Raw genomic sequence first — 18281 nt, forward strand, 5'->3', positions numbered from 1 at the left:
GCCGAGGGTCTTTTTAGGACAGTCAGGCGCGATTCTCATCGTGGCGCGGAGAACATTCTCCATCAAGACGCCGGATAGATTTAAGCAAGCCAACCACAACACCCGAAATCAAGGTTGCAAAAAAGGGGGTGACCATAGATTTTCTTATGTGATGAGGAGAGACAGAACCATGCCTGACAGCTCCCCGATGGTGACGCCCGCCCAGCGCAAATGGCTGCCCTGGCTGACGGCGGTCGGTTTTTTCATGCAGACACTGGATGGCACCATCCTCAACACCGCCCTGCCCAGCATGGCCGAGGCCCTGGGCGAGAGTCCGCTGCAGATGCAGTCCGTCATCATCGCCTACATGCTGACGGTGGCCCTGCTCATTCCCGCCTCCGGCTGGTTGGCGGACAGATTCGGCACCCGCCGGGTCTATCTGGTCGCCATCCTGCTGTTTACTCTGGGTTCCCTGGCCTGTGCCATCGCCAACACCCTGCCCATGCTGGTGATCGCCCGGGTGTTGCAAGGGGTCGGGGGGGCCTTGCTGATGCCCATCGGGCGTCTGGCGGTGCTGCGGGTCTACAGCAAGCATGAGCTGCTGAGGGTGATGTCGTTCGTCACCATCCCCGGTCTGCTCGGCCCCCTCATCGGCCCGGCCCTGGGGGGCTGGCTGGTGGAGGTGGCGAGCTGGCACTGGGTCTTCCTCATCAACCTGCCGGTGGGCCTGCTCGGCTTCGTGGCGAGCTGGCACTTCATGCCCGACCTTCGCCAGCACACCGCCAGGTTTGACTGGCAGGGGTTTGTGCTGTTCAGTGTCGGCATGGTGCTGGTATCCGTCGGTCTGCAAGGCCTGGGGGAGCACAGCATCTCAACCGGTTGGGCCCTGTTTGCGGTATTGTTCGGTCTGGCCGCCATGGCGAGCTACTGGCTCTATGCCGCCACGGCGGAGCAGCCCCTGTTCAGTCTGGCGCTGTTCAAGACGTCCACCTTCGCCATCGGTATCTGGGGCAATCTGTTTGCCCGCCTCGGCAGCGGCGCCATGCCGTTTCTCACCCCGCTCTTCCTGCAACTGGGGCTCGGCTTCTCCCCGAGCAAGGCGGGGATGACCATGATCCCCACGGTGATCGGCGCCATGCTGACCAAGACGCTGGTGAACAAGCTCATTCCGCGCATCGGTTATCGCCGCATCCTGATCGGCAACACCCTGGCGCTCGGGGCCATGATCGCGAGCTTCTATTTCATCGACAACCAGGTGCCCCACGGCGTACTGCTGGTGTGGCTGGCGGTCTTTGGCGCCATCAACTCCCTGCAATTTTCCGCCATGAACACCCTGACCCTGCAGGATCTCAGCAGCGAGCACGCCAGCAGCGGCAACGGTCTGCTGTCGGTGGTGATGCAGCTCTCCATGAGCCTGGGGGTGGCCATCGCCGCCAGCCTGCTGGGACTCTTCTCCATCGGCCAGCCCGAGGAGAGTGGCCGCTGGCTGGAGGGGTTCCACCTCACCTATCTGTGCATCGGCCTGATGTCCATGCTGGCGGCGCTGATCTTCGCCCAGCTGGCGCGGGAAAAGCGCTGAGTCCCAGGCTCAGGGGGCGGGCAGGTAGCTCACGTCGCAGGGTAATCGGGCCAGCAGTCCGGCCAGGTGGGTGGTCTCCAGCAGGAAAGTCTGCTCGGGGTGGCCCGGCGTCCAGGTAAAGGCATGGTGATTCATGAGCACGGGATCCACCAGCAGGGGGATGTCGGCGCGTGGCAGGAAGGGGCAGACGGCTCCCGGCAGGCAGCCAATCTCGGTCTGCATCTCGTCAGCGGTGCAGATGGAGGGTTTGGCACCGAGCGCCGCCTTGACCGCCTTGCTGTCGAGCCGGCCGTCTCTGTGGGTCAGCAGCAGGGCGAAGCGACCATCCTTGAATTTGAGGAAAAGGGTCTTGCTGAACTCGGCCTGCCAGCCGAGGCGAGCCTTGACCCGCTCGTCGGTGGCGTAATCGAGGATGGGTTCGTGCTCGAAGCGCTGGTGGGGCAGGTCGGTGAGCAACTGACGGTTGAAGTCGTGAATGGCATCGAGTGGCATGGGGTTCTCCTGTGATGGCGGTCATCCTGCCACTTGCACCGGCGCAGGCCCAATCACCGTTTCTTATCCATCATCAGCGGAGTCATCAACAAGGGCACCCGAGGGTGCCCTTGTTGTTCAGTGATGCTGCAATTCGCCCGCTTTCCAGTGGAAGGGAATGGGGTCAAGGCGCTGGGAGGCTTTGTCGTAACCTGCCCACAGCTCACCGATGGTGCGACCATCGATGGGGTGGCGGAATGTGGGAGCCAGCTCCGCCAGCGGCCAGAGCACGAAGGCGTTGGTGAGGATCTCGCCGCGCGGCAGCACCAGCGGTGTCTCGCAGACCAGCTCGCCGTAGAGCAGCAGATCGAGATCCAGGGTGCGCGGGGCGAACTTCTTGGCATCCGGCTCGCGGCCGTGAGCGAACTCCATGGCGCGCAGCCGCTGGCACAGGGTCGCCAGGGGCAGCTCGGTATCGGCACCCACCACCAGGTTGTAGAAGGGGCGGCCGTTGAAGCCCACTGCCTCGCTCTCGAATACCCGGGAGACCTGCAACTCGCCGAATTCGGCGTGCAGGGCATCGAGGCCGGCGCGGATATGGCGTTCCCGAGCGATGTTGGATCCCAGACTTATATAGATGCGGGTCATCAGTTGGCGCTCGCAGCCGGCGTGCGATGGCGCAGGATCTCGACCCCGACGCCTGCCGCATTGGGCACGGCACCCGGTTTGGTCAGGGTCACCTTGACCCACTGTACCCGCTCGTCTTCCAGCACCAGAGCGGCGACCTGCTCGGCCATGGTCTCGACCAGCTCCACTATCTTGCCCTGGGCGTGATCACAGATCTTGCGAGAGAGGGTGGCGTAATCCAGCGCCAGATTGATATCGTCGGTTGCGGCGGCTGGGCGATTGTCAAACCCCATCTCGAGGTCGAAACAGAGCTTCTGGCGAATGCCCTTCTCCCACTCATATACACCTATGGTGGTCAAAACCTCGAGTCCGCGAATAAACACCTTGTCCATGACAGTACTTCTTCTTTACTCTTGATGGGCTGTGAAAACAGCGCAGGGATGCAGGCCCGGCAAGCAGATTGCCGCTGGCGGCCGGTTTGGGCGACACGCTTTCGGGCAAGCCCGGGCCTGGGAATGTGGCCCGCATCATACCCCATTCATATCGTGGTAAAAACGACCAAGATGACGGCCCTGACGATTTTGATGATTATTCTGGCCTATCTGGGCGGCTCGCTGTCCAGTGCCGTGCTGGTTTCCCGCATCACGGGTCTGCCGGATCCCCGTGACCATGGTTCCCACAACCCGGGGGCGACCAATGTGTTGCGCCTCGGCGGCCGGATGGCGGCGCTGATCGTACTGCTTCTCGACGTGCTCAAGGGGATGGCCCCCGTCTACCTCGCCTGGTATCTGCAGATCAAGCCCGTCTACCTCGGCTTTATCGGGGTGGCCGCCTGTCTGGGCCACATGTACCCCCTCTTCTTCCACTTCCGTGGCGGCAAGGGCGTCGCCACCGCCCTCGGTACCATGCTGCCCATCGGCTTTGCCATGGGGGGCGCCGTCATCACCACCTGGCTGCTGGTGCTGCTGGTGAGCGGCTATTCGTCACTGGCATCCATCGTGACCGTGTTGCTGACTCCGCTCTTTACCTATCTGCTCAAACCGGAATACACGTTGCCGGTCTCCCTGCTCTCCTGTCTCATCCTGATCCGTCATCACGAGAATATTACCCGCCTGCTCAAGGGGGAGGAGTCCCGCCTCTGGGGGCGCCGGGGAGCGGTCCCGCCAGCAGAAGTGATGAAAATGGATGATGCTGCGCAAAAAAGAGACGAACGAGACGAAAAGTGAAATTTCCCGTTGACCACCTGCCCTAAAATCCGTTTAATAGCGCCCACGCCCAGATAGCTCAGTCGGTAGAGCAGGGGATTGAAAATCCCCGTGTCGGCGGTTCGATTCCGTCTCTGGGCACCATATTTTGGTGCCATGAAATAAAAACGTGTTCATGCACAATGGTTTGAAGTGTGCCGGCTTAGCTCAGTAGGTAGAGCAACTGACTTGTAATCAGTAGGTCACCAGTTCGATTCCGGTAGCCGGCACCATTTGCCCAGATAGCTCAGTCGGTAGAGCAGGGGATTGAAAATCCCCGTGTCGGCGGTTCGATTCCGTCTCTGGGCACCACGAATAATTCCTCCTTAGCTCAGTCGGTAGAGCGACGGACTGTTAATCCGCAGGTCGCTGGTTCGAGCCCAGCAGGAGGAGCCAAATAAAAAGCCCAGCAGCAATGCTGGGCTTTTTCTTTTCCCACTGTCCCCGTCCTGAATATGGCTTATACCTTGTGAAACGCACACAGCGCGATTACTCACTGAGGTTTAAATTGTCCCTGGTCGAGCAGATTGAAAAAGGTGAACTCACCTACCAGTAGACACAATTCCAATATGGCATTCAGGGCAATTCGACCATTCTGGTATGGTTGCATAAGCATGGTCTGCAGGGTTGGAGCCAGGGAGCATCGATTAGAGCTGGCAGGATCACATCATGCCTGATCCCGGCAACCAAATGTCTGAACAGCGTATCAAGGAGCTCGAGTAGCTGGCGCAGATGAGCCTGGAGGCTCAGTTCTTTGAAGGCGCCTCAATCGTAAAAAACGACCTGGTAAGCTCTCTCGCAGCGGTATGTCGAAAAGCTGACCATCTTCAGTGCTTGCTGGTTCCTCGGAATAAACCGTTAGGCTGACTACAATCGCAATCGGGTCGCCGACCTGCGTCATGCACAAGGGCAGCAGGTAGTGAGCTTTGTGCGCAAAGTTCACTACGGGTGGGCATCCACAAGTAGCATTATCTGCTGCAGGGCCAAGACGATGCTGGGCTGACGGTCTGGTGGGACAGACTGTTTAGGATATTGGCCGAGCACCGTCTGTTGGTGCAGCCCAAACGGGCCTATCACAAGACGCTCCACAGTTTTCAGCGTTTCTATCGCCATCCCAACTTGCTCAAACCCGGCCCGGTGAAAATCACTGCGGTGGCGCCAGGGCAGGTCTTGGTTGCCGACATCACTTACCTGCCGGCAAAGAGCGGGCCACTCTACCTGAGCCTGGTGACGGATGCCTGCTCGCGTAAGATAGCGGGGCATCACGTGCACGAAGGGATGCATGCTGAGTTGGTTGTGATGGCGCAGAGCACTGAAGCAACGGCGTGGCAGCGGGGAGTTTATCCATCACTCGGACGGCAGGGTGCAGTATTGCTCAGGCTTGAATCAGACGCTGTATGAACGGTACGGAGTACAGTACTCGATGACTGATGGGTATGACTGTTATCAGAATGCGCTGGCAGAGCGGGTGAACGGGATACTGAAAGGAGAGTTGCTGTAGCAAAGCCCGTAGGACCTGGTGTAGACGAGGAAGATGGTGCATAAGGTGGTGGGTAGTTATAACCTAGAATGATCGCATTAGGCCTCGCAATGCAGAATCCCCGATGCGGTACATCGGGTTCTGAGTGCCAGAAGTTAACTGAAAACATGTAAACGGACTTCAGGATTTCAGGCCCGCTCTTCGGTCAGGGGGCTGACACTCAGCACGGGGGCGGCATCGATGCCGTCGGCATTCATCATGGCGGAGATGCGTTGCAGGGATGAGAGCAACAACCCTTGCTCCCAGTTCTCCAGCGCCTGAAAACGTTGAATGAAACTCTCCTGCAAGGGGGTCGGAGCCTGGGCAAGCAGGGCGCGTCCCGCGTCAGTGAGCGTTGCATGCACCTTGCGTTTGTCGGTTTCGCTGCGAATGCGCTGTACCAGCTGGCGGCTCTCCAGCCGGTCCATGATGGTGGTGGCGGTGGCCTGGCTCATGTTGGTGTGATCCGCCAACTGGCGCATGGAGATCTGGCCAAGCTCGTCGATGCCCTTGAGCAGCAGGAGTTGAGGCGAGGTCAGGCCGGCCTCCTTGATCAAGCGCTTGGAGTGCATGTCGATGGCACGGATGATCTGGCGCAGGGCGATCAGCACTTCATCATGTTTTTCCATGGGGTCTGGGTCATCGCAGGGCTGTGGAGAGGCGCGAAATTCTCCGCCTAATCCATAACAAGGTCAATATGGTTTTTGATGTAATGGTTTTAGCTCTAATGAATATTGTGTTAGGTTATCGGACAATTGCCCCATTCCAACCCGATATTTGAGGAGTGAAATCATGCATGACGACCTGGATATCAAGTCCCTGGTTGCCGACCTGCGTGTGGTCAGAGTTCGCTATGAACTGCCGGACACCGCAGCATTTGTGCGTTATCAACCTGCCTATGACGAGGACCCCAACAACCTCAAGGTACACCACTACGATGGTGAGCTGCCGCTCTCTTGCAGCAACACAGGTTCTTTCAGTCTAAAGGAGTTGGTCAATGAGCTGCGCTATGCCTATGTGCTGGTTCACCTCTTCCCCGACGAGAGTGCCATGAACTTTTATCTGGCGGGTCTGGACAATGGGCTGGCACAGCTGGAGTTCATCGGTGGCTCCTATGACTTCAACCGCCTCTGGATCACCAGCGGTGTCTCCAATCTGGGGGTGCCCATGGCTATCTTCCTCGGCAAACGCCACGCAGTGAACGGCCAGCCGTCGGTGACCCTGGTGGATCACCGTGAGCAGGTGGCAGGTCGTCTGGCCTATCGCGCCATCGGCGGTGCCGGCGATCACGTGGGTGAAGACTTTTTCAACAACGACTAAGGAGGCCCGATGCGAGCAACCAAAGGGCTTTTGAAAGGCCTCAATCCCACCATGGCCATGACGGCCCTGACCGTCGTGACCCTCTTCCTGCTGTTCGGCGTCTTTGATCCGGATACCGCAGGCACCTGGTTTACCGGGGCCAAGGACACCATCATTGCTGGCTTCAAGTGGTATTACATCCTGGTGGTCGCCCTGTTCCTGTTCTTCGCCGTCTACCTGATGTTCAGCCGCTTTGGCAGCATCCGGCTGGGCGACGACGACCAGGTACCGGAGTTTGGCTACTTTGCCTGGTTTTCCATGCTGTTCAGCGCAGGCATGGGCATAGGCCTGGTGTTCTGGAGTATCGCCGAGCCCATGTATCACCTGCAGGGCAACCCCTTCATCACCGAAGGTATGACGCCGGAAGCGGCCCAGATCGCCATGCGCCTCACCTTCTTCCACTGGGGTCTGCACCCCTGGGCCATCTATGTGATCGTCGGCCTGTCGCTGGCCTTCTTCAGCTACCGGCGCAAGTTGCCGCTGGCCATCCGCTCCGTGCTCTACCCCATTCTTGGCGATCGCATCTACGGCTTCTGGGGCCATGCCGCCGACGTGCTGGCGGTGTTCGGTACCGTGTTCGGGGTGGCGACCTCCCTTGGGCTGGGAGTTTCCCAGATGAACACCGGCCTCAATCAGATGTTCGGCATGGGCGTGTCACAAGCGAACCAGCTCTGGCTCATCGGTGGCATCAGCCTGATTGCCACCCTGTCGGCCATCTCCGGCGTCGGGCGCGGGGTGAAGATCCTCTCCGAACTCAATATCTGGTTGAGCGTGTTCGTGCTGGGCCTCTTCCTGGTGCTGGGGCCGACCACCTACATACTCAACGCCTATGTGCAGAACATCGGTGATTACCTGCAGAACATCGTCAAGCTGAGCTTCTGGACCAATACCGAAGCCAACGGTACCTCGGCCTGGCAGTCTAGCTGGACCGCATTTTACTGGGGCTGGTGGATCGCGTGGGCACCCTTTGTCGGCATGTTCATCGCCCGCATCTCCAAGGGCCGCACGATTCGTGAATTCGTGCTCGGTGTTCTGCTGGTGCCCTCCCTGCTCGGCATGTTCTGGCTCACCGTGTTCGGCGGGACTGCCATGAACCTGGAGCTGTTCGGTGGCGGCGGCGTGGTGGAAGCGGTCAATCAGGATGTCACCATGGCGCTCTACAAGACGGTGGAACTGCTGCACTGGGAGACCTTCGGCTGGATTGCCAAGGGGGTGCTGACCCTGCTTATCTGCACCTACTTCATCACCTCCAGCGACTCGGGCACGCTCGTGATTACGACGCTGCTCTCCATCGGCGACCAGGATCCCCCCGTGCTGCACCGTGCCATCTGGGGACTGGGGCAGGGGCTGGTCGCGGCCATTCTGCTGGTCTCCGGCGGGCTTGCCGCCCTGCAGGCCGCCAGCATCATCGCCGCGCTGCCCTTCTCGGTCATCATGCTGGCCATGTGCTACTCCCTGATGCAGGGGCTCAAACAGGAGAGCCAGCACCAGTTCGAATACAGGCAGAAGCTCAAGCGCCATCCGGGGTCGGTCAATCTGAGCCTGATGGATCGCATCGGTCCGGGCTGATGACAGGTTCTGTCAAACGAAAGGGGAACCTCGCGGTTCCCCTTTTTCATGCCTGTTCGGCGGTCGGTAGCTACAGCATCTGCTTGAGTCGATAGAGCAGGTCAAGGGCCTGGCGCGGGGTCAGCTCGTCCGGGCGAACTGCTGCCAGCTCCTCCACCACAGGATGGGGTTGCGGGGCGAGAGTTACCGGAGCCGGACGGCTTTCGCCGGCGGCCACCGGAGTGGCACTCTCCAGCTCGTGCAGTTTGTGGCGGGCCTGGTGGATCACCGATTTCGGCACCCCGGCCAGCGCCGCTACCTGCAGGCCGTAGGATCGGCTGGCCGCACCTTCCTGCACCGCGTGCATGAAGGCGATGGTGTCGCCGTGCTCCACCGCATCCAGGTGGACGTTGGCCAGCCCACTCATCAGCTCGGGCAGGCGGGTCAGCTCGAAGTAGTGAGTGGCGAACAGGGTGTAGGCGCCAATCTTGCTCGCCAGCTGCTCGGCGCAGGCCCAGGCCAGGGAGAGGCCGTCGTAGGTGCTGGTGCCGCGGCCAATCTCGTCCATCAGCACCAGACTGCGGGCGGTGGCGTTGTTGAGGATATTGGCGGTTTCGGTCATCTCCACCATAAAGGTGGAGCGGCCGGAGGCGAGATCATCCGACGCCCCGATGCGGGTGAAGATGCGGTCGATGGGGCCGATGCGGGCGCTGTCGGCGGGCACGAATGCGCCGATATGGGCCAGCAGCACGATGAGCGCAGTCTGGCGCATGTAGGTGGACTTACCGCCCATGTTGGGGCCGGTGATGATCAACATCCGCCGCTCCCTCTCCAGCCGGATGGGGTTGGCGATAAAGGGGTCGGTCATCACCTGCTCCACCACCGGATGGCGGCCCGCTTCAATGATGATCTGATCCTCATCGATGAGGGTGGGGCAGCGATAGTCGAGGGTCTCTGCCCGCTCGGCCAGGTTGGCCAGTACGTCCAGCTCCGCCAGTGCGGCAGCAGACTCCTGCAGATCGCCGAGGTGGGGCAGCAGGGCGTCGAGCAGCTCTTCGTAGAGACGTTTTTCCAGCGCCAGCGCCTGGGCCTGGGCGGTGAGCACTTTGTCCTCGTACTTCTTCAGCTCATCGATGATGTAGCGCTCGTTGTTTTTCAGCGTCTGGCGGCGGATGTAGTGAGCCGGCACCAGGTGGCTGTTGGCACGGCTCACCTCGATATAGAAGCCGTGCACCTTGTTGTAGCCCACCTTGAGAGTGTTGATGCCGGTGAGCGCCTTCTCCCGTTCCTCGATGCGGGCCAGGCTGGCGGTGGCGCCGTTGGCCAGATCCCGCAGCTCGTCCAGCTCCTGATTGAACCCTTCACGGATGACGCCGCCATCGCGGATGAGCACCGGCGGCACCTCCATCACGGCACGCTCCAGCAGGTCGAACAGTTCGGGGAAGGTGCTCGCCCGCTCGCGCAGTTGCTGCACCGCCTCGTGCTCGCTCTCCGCCAGCAGCCGCTGCAACTCGGGCAGCTGAGCGAAAGCCTGCCGCAACCGGGTCAGATCGCGCGGGCGGGCACTGCGCAGGGCGAGACGCGCCAGCACCCGCTCCACGTCACCGACCTGGCGCAGCAATCCGCCCAACTCGTCATAGAGGTTCTGCTCGATGAGCTCCTTGATGGTGCTCTGGCGACCTTTGAGGATCACCCGGTCGCGGATCGGCTGATGGATCCAGCGCTTGAGCAGCCGGCTGCCCATCGGCGTGGCGGTGCAATCGAGCACGGCGGAGAGGGTGTTGTCGTGGCCGCCAGCCAGATTCTGGGTCAGCTCCAGATTGCGGCGGGTGGCGGCATCCATGATGACCGCATGATCGGGCTGCTCCAGGCGCACGCTGCGAATGTGGGGCAGGGCGGTGCGCTGGGTGTCTTTCACGTACTGCATCAGGCAGCCGGCGGCGCACAGGGCGGTCTCGCTCTGCTCGACCCCAAAGCCCACCAGATCCTGGGTGCCGAACTGCTGGCACAAGAGCTTGCGGGCGGTGCCGAGCTCGAACTCCCACTCCGGGCGGCGACGCAGACCGCGGCGACCCTCGACATGGTGCAGGAAGGCGAACGATTCGGGGTAGAGCAGCTCCGCCGGATTGGTGCGTTGCAGCTCCGCCAGCAGGGTCTCTTCTTTCTCGAACTGGTTGATGAAGAAGCGACCGGAGCCGATGTCCATGGTGCCGTAACCGAAGCGGCGGCCATCGTGGTAGACGGCGGCGATCAGGTTGTCCTGCCGTTCGCTGAGCAGCGCCTCGTCGGAGACGGTACCCGGGGTGATGATGCGAATGACCTTGCGCTCCACGGGCCCCTTGCTGGTGGCGGGATCCCCCACCTGCTCGCAGATGGCGGCCGATTCGCCGAGCTGTACCAGCTTGGCGAGATACCCCTCGATGGCGTGATAGGGCACCCCGGCCATCGGGATGGGGCTGCCGGCCGACTGGCCGCGCTTGGTCAGGGAGATGTCGAGCAGCTGGGAGGCCTTGCGGGCGTCGTCGTAGAAGAGCTCGTAGAAGTCACCCATGCGATAGAACAGCAGGATCTCCGGGTTTTCGGCCTTGAGAGTCAGATACTGCTGCATCATGGGGGTGTGGGCGCTCAAGTTGGCGCCTGGCGCTTGGTATTGTGCTGTCATGTGCTATTCCAGAAGGTGCTCTTGCGGGCAAACGTCTGCCGTCATGGGTCTGAATCTGGGGGCCATTCTACATGCTCGAGGCAAGATGGTGAGGAGGAATCTCCGTCTTGGGGGCAAAGCCGGCATCCCGTCGCGGATCTGTGCATCCGGATGATGCTGACCAGAGTGGCCTGGGGGGAGCCTGGCCGAAAAGAGGCATGGGGGAGGAGAAATAGCATCCCCGCACGGATGCGGGGATGGGAGAGACGGGGAGAGTGTCGCCCTTAGTACATGGCCTCGCCGCCACTCAGCATCTCGTGCAGCTTGGCTTTCTGCTCGGGCGTCAGCACCCGGCTCACCTCGAAGAGGTAGTGGGCGCGATGGTAGCGGGCCTCGGCCTGTACGTCGCTGATGGTCTGCAACTGCTTCCTCGCCGCCACTTCATCCCATTTGCCGGACTTGATCATGTTGACGATGACGTCCTGGCCGATGGCATCGAGCTTGATTGAGCCCAGCTCCCTGGTGGCCTGCTCGCGCAGCCCTTTGATCTGCTCCACCTGGGCGCTGGAGAGGTTCAGCTCCTGGGCCAGGGTGGTCTCGCTCTGCAGCTCGGCGGTGCCCTCGGTGGCAAAGGCATGGGTGGCGATACACATTGCGAGGGCTGTCATGGCGACGTTGAACGGATGCATCATCCGGCTTTCTCCTTGGTCTGATGGGATGGAAACCGCATGCATGGCGGTGTTGGAACATGATAACGAGCAGCCATGTACTGGAGCTTAAGCGACGACAACTTGCTGACGCAGTGGCCCCGGGGTCGGTTGCCCGAGGAGCGGGGCAACTGCATAATGAGCGCCATATTTCGCCTGGAAGAGGCCGGAAGAGGACGCGATGATGGGACTTGAAGCAGAGATCTCCCGCTTATCCCGGGAACTGGGCGAGGCACTGCTGGCCAGAGGCTGGCTGGCCGCCACGGCGGAATCCTGTACCGGCGGCGGGGTTGCCACTGCCATCACGGATACTGCCGGCAGCTCTGCCTGGTTCGATCGCGGTTTCGTGACCTACACCAACGAAGCCAAACAGCAGATGCTCGGCGTTAGCATCGACAGCCTGTTGCGCCACGGCGCCGTCAGCGAACCCGTGGTGCTGGAGATGACCCGGGGCTGCCTGGCTCGCTCCGATGCGGGTATCTGCGTGGCCATCAGCGGTATCGCCGGGCCTGGTGGTGGCAGCGAGGAGAAACCGGTCGGCACTGTCTGGTTTGCCTGGGCAGATCGTACCGGTCGTCACCACTCCCTGCTCGCACGTTTCGATGGGGATCGCCATCAGGTGCGCCAGCAGGCGGTCAGACAGGCCTTGTCCGGACTCCTGGCACTGCTCAAATAAATTGGGCTTGATACTGTATACATAAACAGTATACTTAGCCCAACTTCACTTCTTACTCACGATTCCCAGCGGAGATTGGCATGGATCAGAACAAACAGAAGGCACTGGCGGCTGCGCTGGGCCAGATCGAAAAGCAGTTTGGCAAAGGCTCCATCATGCGTCTGGGCGACAGCAAGACCATGGATATCGAAGCCATCTCCACCGGCTCCCTCTCTCTGGACGTGGCGCTGGGGATCGGTGGTCTGCCGTGCGGTCGTATCGTCGAGATCTACGGTCCGGAATCGTCCGGTAAAACTACGCTGACCCTGCAGGTGATCGCCGAAGCCCAGAAGAAGGGCAAGACCTGTGCCTTCGTCGATGCGGAGCACGCACTGGATCCTATCTATGCCGCCAAGCTGGGCGTCAACGTCGACGACCTGCTCATCTCCCAGCCGGATACCGGTGAACAGGCACTGGAGATTTGCGACATGCTGGTGCGCTCCAATGCCGTCGACGTCATCATCGTCGACTCCGTGGCGGCCTTGACCCCGAAAGCGGAAATCGAAGGGGAGATGGGTGACTCCCACGTCGGCCTGCAGGCTCGTCTGATGTCGCAGGCGCTGCGTAAATTGACCGCCAACATCAAGAACGCCAACTGCCTGTGCATCTTCATCAACCAGATCCGGATGAAGATCGGTGTCATGTTCGGCAGCCCGGAGACCACCACCGGTGGTAACGCTTTGAAGTTCTACGCTTCCGTGCGCCTGGACATCCGTCGTACCGGCGCCATCAAGGAGGGTGACGAAGTGGTCGGTAACGAGACCCGCGTCAAGGTAGTGAAGAACAAGGTGGCGCCACCCTTCAAGCAGGCTGAATTCCAGATCTTCTATGGTGCCGGCATCTCCAAGGAGGGCGAGCTGGTGGACCTGGGCGTCAAGCACAAGCTGATCGACAAGGCGGGTGCCTGGTACAGCTACAACGGCGAGAAGATCGGCCAGGGTAAAGCCAACGTGATGAAGCTCTTCTCCGAAAACAAGGCACTGGCTGCCGAGGTGGAAGTGAAGCTGCGCGAGCTGCTGCTCTCCGGCGCCGCGCCGGTGGAGGAGAAGGCCACGGCTGCCGAATACGCCGAGTTTGAAGCCGAAAACGAACAAGAGTTCGAATAAGGAATGAGGAAAGGCCGGGTTGATACCCGGCCTTGTTGTTTATGGTGGATGAATCAGTGAACGAGCCGGGCGAGCCCGTCGAATTGACCTTTGAAGAGCAGGTCGCCGCCGCCCGCGCCTTTGCCATGCGCAGTCTTGCCCGCCGCGAAAGTGCTGAATCCGAGCTGGCCAGACGCCTGCGTCAGAAGGGATTCGAGGAGGAGGTGGTCGCCGTTGTACTCGACCATTGCCGTGGCTATGGCTGGGTCAATGACGATCGTTACGGTGCCATGGCGGTGCGGGCCGGTGCGGCCAAAGGCCATGGTCCGCTCAGGATCCGCTTCGACCTGCGTCGCAAGGGGCTGGATGACACCCAGATCGAGGCGGCCCTGGATCAACCCGAGCTCGACTGGTTCGAACTGGCGCTTGCGTTGTTGTCGCGTCGGGCAAAGGCGACCGACTTTGCCGACTTCAAACTGCGCCTGAAGTGGCTCAAATATCTGATGGGGCGTGGTTTTACCCAGGAGCAAGCCCGTTACGCCCTCTCAGCCATGCAAGGTGAGCAATAGTGGCGCGCCGAGGTTGGACCTATGGGCAGGATTTCCCTTGGTGTGCGGTGCGGCTGGTGGGGAATATCAGCCCTTCGCCGGGTCTGTCGATGGTGGCCCTGTGGTCGAGCGAGGCATCCCGAAGCCCCCCTGTTGCGACGTGCTTGCGGGTGCTGCTGCCAAACGCTGGCCCCTTGGGGGCTATTTCACCCGCCAAGGGTCCCCACGTTTTACTTTACCCTGCAGAAAACTTACATTAATGCGGTTAAAAGTCCGTATTCGAATCAAGCAGGATTTTCCATGTACATGTCCACGTCAGAGATTCGCGCTGCGTTTCTCGAGTATTTCCGCACCCAGGGACACCAGGTTGTCTCTTCCAGCTCGCTGGTACCGCACAACGATCCGACCCTGCTGTTCACCAACGCAGGGATGAACCAGTTCAAGGACGTGTTCCTTGGCGCCGACAAGCGTGCCTATCACCGTGCCACCACGGCCCAGCGTTGCGTGCGGGCTGGCGGCAAGCACAATGACCTGGAAAACGTCGGCTATACCGCCCGTCACCATACCTTCTTCGAGATGCTGGGCAACTTCAGCTTCGGTGACTACTTCAAACAGGACGCCATCCGGTTTGCATGGGAATTCCTGACCGGTACCCTCAAGCTGCCCAAAGAGCGCCTGCTGGTGACCGTCTACGCGACTGATGACGAAGCCTTCGACATCTGGGAAAAAGAGGTCGGCGTGCCGGCCGATCGCATCGTGCGCATCGGTGACAACAAGGGTGCTCCTTATGCATCCGACAACTTCTGGGCCATGGGCGATACCGGCCCATGCGGTCCCTGCACCGAGATCTTCTACGACCACGGCGATCACATCTGGGGTGGCCCTCCCGGTTCACCGGAAGAGGATGGCGACCGCTTCATCGAGATCTGGAACGTGGTCTTCATGCAGTTCAACCGTCAGGCTGACGGCACCATGGAGCCGCTGCCCCGTCCGTCCGTGGATACCGGCATGGGTCTGGAGCGTATCTCCGCCATCATGCAGGGGGTGCACTCCAACTATGAGATCGACATCTTCCAGGCGTTGATCAAGAAGGCGGCCGAGATTGTCGGCACCACGGATCTGAGCAACCAGTCCCTGCGCGTCATCGCGGACCACATCCGTTCCTGCGCCTTCCTGGTGGCTGACGGTGTCATGCCCTCCAATGAAGGTCGCGGCTACGTGCTGCGCCGCATCATCCGCCGCGCCGTGCGTCACGGCCGCAAGCTGGGTGCTACCGACGTCTTCTTCTACAAGCTGGCTGCCGAGCTGGCCGTGCAGATGAAGGATGTGGCGGCGGAACTGATCGCCCAGCTGCCGCTGGTCGAGCGAGTGTTGCGCATCGAGGAGGAGCAGTTCGTCCGCACGCTGGACAGAGGTCTGCTGCTGCTGGAAGACGCCCTGGCCAACCTCGGTGATGCCAAGGTGATCCCGGGTGAAGTGGTGTTCAAGCTCTATGACACTTACGGCTTCCCGGCCGACCTGACCGCCGATGTGGTGCGCGAGCGCGAGATCGGCATCGACGAAGAGGGCTTCAAGGCCGAGATGGAGAAGCAGCGCGCCCGCGCGAAAGAGGCTTCCAGTTTCGGCGTGAACTACAACGACGTGCTGAAGCTCGATTTCGAGACCCCCTTTACCGGTTACAAACAGCTGAGCCAGAACACTCAGGTGGTCGGTATCTACAAGGATGGTGTCGAGGTCAATGGCCTCATCGCTGGTGAAGAGGCCGTGATCGTGCTGGCGGAGACCCCCTTCTATGCGGAGTCCGGCGGTCAGGTGGGTGACAGCGGCATCCTCAAGGTGGATGACGGCATCTTCGCCGTCACCGACACCCAGAAAGCGGGCAAGGCGATCATCCACAAGGGCTATCTGGAACTGGGTACCCTGGAGAAGGGAGCCGAGGTCGAGGCCGTGGTCGATGGCGACCGTCGTCAGGCCATCGCCCTTAACCACTCCGTGACTCACCTGCTGCACGCGGCCTTGCGCCAGGCGCTGGGTGAGCACGTGACCCAGAAAGGATCCCTGGTGGGCGCCGAGCGCATGCGCTTCGACTTCTCCCACTTCGAAGGGCTGACCATGGCGACCATTCGCCGGATCGAGGAGCTCGTCAACGCCCAGATCCGTGCCAACCACGAGGTGGCCACCCAGCTGATGGGGCTGGAAGAGGCCAAGTCAGCCGGTGCCATGGCGCTGTTTGGCGAGAAATATGAAGACGATGTGCGTGTGGTACGCATGGGCGACTACTCCACCGAGCTGTGCGGCGGTACTCACGCCAAGCGCACCGGTGACATCGGCTTCTTCAAGATCATTGCCGAGAGCGGCATCGCGGCTGGCGTGCGTCGTATCGAAGCGGTCACCGGCAAGAGCGCCATCGATCTGATGCACCAGCTGGGTGAACAGATCGAAGAGGCCGCCGCGCTGGTGAAGGGCGATCAGTTTTCCATCGCCGACAAGGTGCGCCAGGTACTGGACAAGGCCAAGATGATGGAGCGCGAGCTGGAACAGCTCAAAGCCAAGCTGGCGGCGCAGGCGGGTAACGACCTGCTGAGTCAGGTCATCGACATCAATGGCCAGAAGGTGCTGGTTGCCGCCCTGGAAGGGGTCGACCCCAAATCCCTGCGCGGCATGCTGGACGAGCTGAAGAACCAGATGAAATCCGGTGTCGTGCTGCTGGCAACCAGCAGTGATGGCAAGGTCAACCTGATCGCGGGCGTGACCAATGACCTGACCGGTAAGGTCAAAGCTGGTGAGCTGGTCAATCTGGTGGCCCAGCAGGTGGGTGGCAAGGGCGGTGGTCGTCCCGACATGGCACAGGCGGGTGGTACCCAGCCTGAGGCGGTGCCGGCGGCGCTGCAATCCGTTCACTCCTGGCTGGAAGAGCGCCTGTAAGCGGGCGAGGTGATCTGTGGCACTCTATGTACAGAAGTACGGTGGCACCTCGGTCGGCACGCTGGAGCGGATCGAGGCAGTTGCTGAGCGGGTTCAACTGACCCGTGCCCAGGGACATGACGTGGTGGTGGTGGTCTCCGCCATGTCGGGCGAAACCAACCGGTTGCTGGGCATGGCCCAGCAGCTGGACCAGGATGCCAACCGGCGCGAGATGGATGTGCTGATCTCCACCGGTGAGCAGGTCACCATTGCACTGCTGGCGATTGCGCTCAACAAGCGCGGTTGCCCCGCAGTCTCGATGACCGGTGATCAGGTCCGCATCCACACCGACTCCGCCTATGGCAAGGCGCGCATCACCCGTATCGACACCGAGCAGGTGGGAGCCGCACTCGGTGCCGGCAAGGTGGTGGTGATTGCCGGTTTCCAGGGGCGCGATGAGCATAATGCCATCACTACCCTGGGCCGAGGGGGTTCGGATACCACCGCGGTGGCCGTGGCTGCGGCCATCAAGGCAGATGAGTGCCAGATCTTTACCGATGTGGACGGGGTGTATACCACGGATCCGCGCATCGAGCCCAAGGCGCGTCGCCTCGATACCATCACCTTCGAGGAGATGCTCGAGATGGCGAGTCTCGGAGCCAAGGTGCTGCAGATCCGTTCGGTCGAGTTCGCGGGCAAGTACCGCGTGCCGCTAAGGGTGCTGTCGAGTTTCGTCGACGGAGAGGGAACCTTAATCACATATGGAGGTGAGAGGATGGAAGCACCCCTGGTATCCGGCATTGCGTTCAATCGCAACGAGGCCAGCCTGACCATTCTGGGTGTGCCGGACAGGCCGACCGTGGCCGCGCAGATCCTGAATCCGATCAGCGACGCCAACATAGATGTCGACATGATAGTGCAGAACACCATGGGGGATGGTACCGCCGACTTCACCTTCACGGTGAATCGCGATGATTATCGCCGGGCCCGCGCCTTGCTGGAGGAGACCGCCAGCGAGCTGGGGGCCGCCTGCGTGCAGGGCAACGGAGAGATCGCCAAGGTCTCCATCGTCGGGGTCGGCATGTGGAATCATCCTGGTGTAGCGCGCACCATGTTCAAGGTATTGGGTGAGGAAGGGATCAACATGCAGCTGATCTCCACCTCTGAAATCAAGATATCCGTGGTGATTGACGAGAAGTACCTGGAGCTGGCCGTGCGTTCGTTGCACTCGGCGTTCGGGTTGGATCAAGAGCCTCATGAGCAGCCCTTGGGAAACAATCCCTGATTGATTTAGTTTCAACCATTTACCATATCGGTATCTTTGTAAGATAATGGCGCATATCGATATAAATACA

General features: G+C 60.8%; 16 protein-coding genes, 4 tRNA genes and 1 pseudogene. 15 read left to right on the forward strand and 6 right to left on the reverse strand.

Annotated features, from left to right (window positions below):
- Positions 1–169 precede the first annotated feature (169 nt).
- Positions 170–1558, forward strand: coding sequence for a multidrug transporter subunit MdtD (gene mdtD / locus J9892_RS02775; protein WP_010675801.1), 1389 nt, complete (start codon positions 170–172; stop codon positions 1556–1558).
- Positions 1559–1567: 9 nt separating this feature from the next.
- On the opposite strand, the gene J9892_RS02780 is transcribed toward mdtD, so the two are convergent.
- The 3 genes from J9892_RS02780 to folB form a co-directional block, all read right to left on the reverse strand.
- Positions 1568–2050 (reverse strand): YbaK/EbsC family protein, encoded by a 483-nt coding sequence (locus J9892_RS02780; protein ID WP_042864868.1) that lies wholly within the window; start codon positions 2048–2050, stop codon positions 1568–1570.
- A 117-nt stretch (positions 2051–2167) separates the two neighbouring features.
- Positions 2168–2677 (reverse strand): 2-amino-4-hydroxy-6-hydroxymethyldihydropteridine diphosphokinase, encoded by a 510-nt coding sequence (folK, locus tag J9892_RS02785; protein ID WP_103858835.1) that lies wholly within the window; start codon positions 2675–2677, stop codon positions 2168–2170.
- Complete coding sequence (folB, locus tag J9892_RS02790) at positions 2677–3048, reverse strand: dihydroneopterin aldolase (protein WP_010675798.1); 372 nt, start codon at positions 3046–3048, stop codon at positions 2677–2679. The genes folK and folB overlap by 1 nt, the downstream gene beginning before the upstream one ends.
- A gap of 171 nt (positions 3049–3219) precedes the next feature.
- On the opposite strand from folB, the gene plsY reads away from it, so the two are divergent.
- From plsY to J9892_RS24555, 7 genes and pseudogenes are all read left to right on the forward strand, one after another.
- The gene (plsY, locus tag J9892_RS02795; RefSeq protein ID WP_029314836.1) at positions 3220–3882 is read left to right on the forward strand and encodes a glycerol-3-phosphate 1-O-acyltransferase PlsY; all 663 of its coding nucleotides are present in this window, start codon (positions 3220–3222) and stop codon (positions 3880–3882) included.
- Between the two features lie 47 nt (positions 3883–3929).
- A tRNA-Phe gene (locus tag J9892_RS02800) sits at positions 3930–4005 on the forward strand.
- Positions 4006–4057: 52 nt separating this feature from the next.
- A tRNA-Thr gene (locus J9892_RS02805) sits at positions 4058–4133 on the forward strand.
- A gap of 3 nt (positions 4134–4136) precedes the next feature.
- Positions 4137–4212, forward strand: a tRNA-Phe gene (locus J9892_RS02810).
- Positions 4213–4220: 8 nt separating this feature from the next.
- A tRNA-Asn gene (locus tag J9892_RS02815) sits at positions 4221–4296 on the forward strand.
- A 19-nt stretch (positions 4297–4315) separates the two neighbouring features.
- Positions 4316–4537: pseudogene (locus J9892_RS24550) on the forward strand (hypothetical protein); the annotation flags it as partial.
- Positions 4538–4932: 395 nt separating this feature from the next.
- Positions 4933–5301 carry a hypothetical protein gene (locus tag J9892_RS24555; RefSeq protein ID WP_223930540.1) on the forward strand — a complete coding sequence of 123 codons (369 nt, stop codon included), beginning with the start codon at positions 4933–4935 and terminating at the stop codon, positions 5299–5301.
- A 267-nt stretch (positions 5302–5568) separates the two neighbouring features.
- Here J9892_RS24555 and J9892_RS02825 read toward each other — a convergent pair whose 3' ends face one another.
- Positions 5569–6048, reverse strand: a complete 480-nt coding sequence (locus tag J9892_RS02825; protein ID WP_010672813.1) for a MarR family transcriptional regulator — start codon at positions 6046–6048, stop codon at positions 5569–5571.
- Positions 6049–6211: 163 nt separating this feature from the next.
- Between J9892_RS02825 and J9892_RS02830 the strand changes: the two genes are divergently transcribed.
- On the forward strand, positions 6212–6739 hold the full coding sequence (locus tag J9892_RS02830) for a hypothetical protein (protein WP_010672814.1): 528 nt from the start codon (positions 6212–6214) through the stop codon (positions 6737–6739).
- Between the two features lie 9 nt (positions 6740–6748).
- The gene (locus J9892_RS02835) at positions 6749–8347 is read left to right on the forward strand and encodes a BCCT family transporter (protein ID WP_049636524.1); all 1599 of its coding nucleotides are present in this window, start codon (positions 6749–6751) and stop codon (positions 8345–8347) included.
- Between the two features lie 70 nt (positions 8348–8417).
- Here J9892_RS02835 and mutS read toward each other — a convergent pair whose 3' ends face one another.
- Both mutS and J9892_RS02845 read right to left on the reverse strand, forming a co-directional pair.
- A complete protein-coding gene (gene mutS, locus J9892_RS02840; protein ID WP_210537972.1) occupies positions 8418–10988 on the reverse strand; it encodes a DNA mismatch repair protein MutS in 2571 nt (856 codons plus the stop codon).
- Between the two features lie 263 nt (positions 10989–11251).
- Complete coding sequence (locus J9892_RS02845; RefSeq protein WP_052815400.1) at positions 11252–11659, reverse strand: Spy/CpxP family protein refolding chaperone; 408 nt, start codon at positions 11657–11659, stop codon at positions 11252–11254.
- Positions 11660–11858: 199 nt separating this feature from the next.
- On the opposite strand from J9892_RS02845, the gene pncC reads away from it, so the two are divergent.
- The 5 genes from pncC (at position 11859) to J9892_RS02870 (ending at position 18211) form a co-directional block, all read left to right on the forward strand.
- Complete coding sequence (gene pncC / locus J9892_RS02850) at positions 11859–12350, forward strand: nicotinamide-nucleotide amidase (protein WP_029313644.1); 492 nt, start codon at positions 11859–11861, stop codon at positions 12348–12350.
- An 80-nt stretch (positions 12351–12430) separates the two neighbouring features.
- Positions 12431–13495 (forward strand): recombinase RecA, encoded by a 1065-nt coding sequence (gene recA, locus J9892_RS02855; RefSeq protein WP_043154135.1) that lies wholly within the window; start codon positions 12431–12433, stop codon positions 13493–13495.
- Positions 13496–13536: 41 nt separating this feature from the next.
- Positions 13537–14043 carry a regulatory protein RecX gene (locus J9892_RS02860; RefSeq protein WP_052815401.1) on the forward strand — a complete coding sequence of 169 codons (507 nt, stop codon included), beginning with the start codon at positions 13537–13539 and terminating at the stop codon, positions 14041–14043.
- Between the two features lie 279 nt (positions 14044–14322).
- On the forward strand, positions 14323–16947 hold the full coding sequence (gene alaS / locus J9892_RS02865) for an alanine--tRNA ligase (RefSeq protein ID WP_041212325.1): 2625 nt from the start codon (positions 14323–14325) through the stop codon (positions 16945–16947).
- A 16-nt stretch (positions 16948–16963) separates the two neighbouring features.
- A complete protein-coding gene (locus J9892_RS02870; RefSeq protein WP_052815402.1) occupies positions 16964–18211 on the forward strand; it encodes an aspartate kinase in 1248 nt (415 codons plus the stop codon).
- Positions 18212–18281: the final 70 nt, after the last annotated feature.

Source organism: Aeromonas sp. Prich7-2 (assembly GCF_017939255.1).
Classification (GTDB): Bacteria; Pseudomonadota; Gammaproteobacteria; order Enterobacterales; family Aeromonadaceae; genus Aeromonas; species Aeromonas caviae.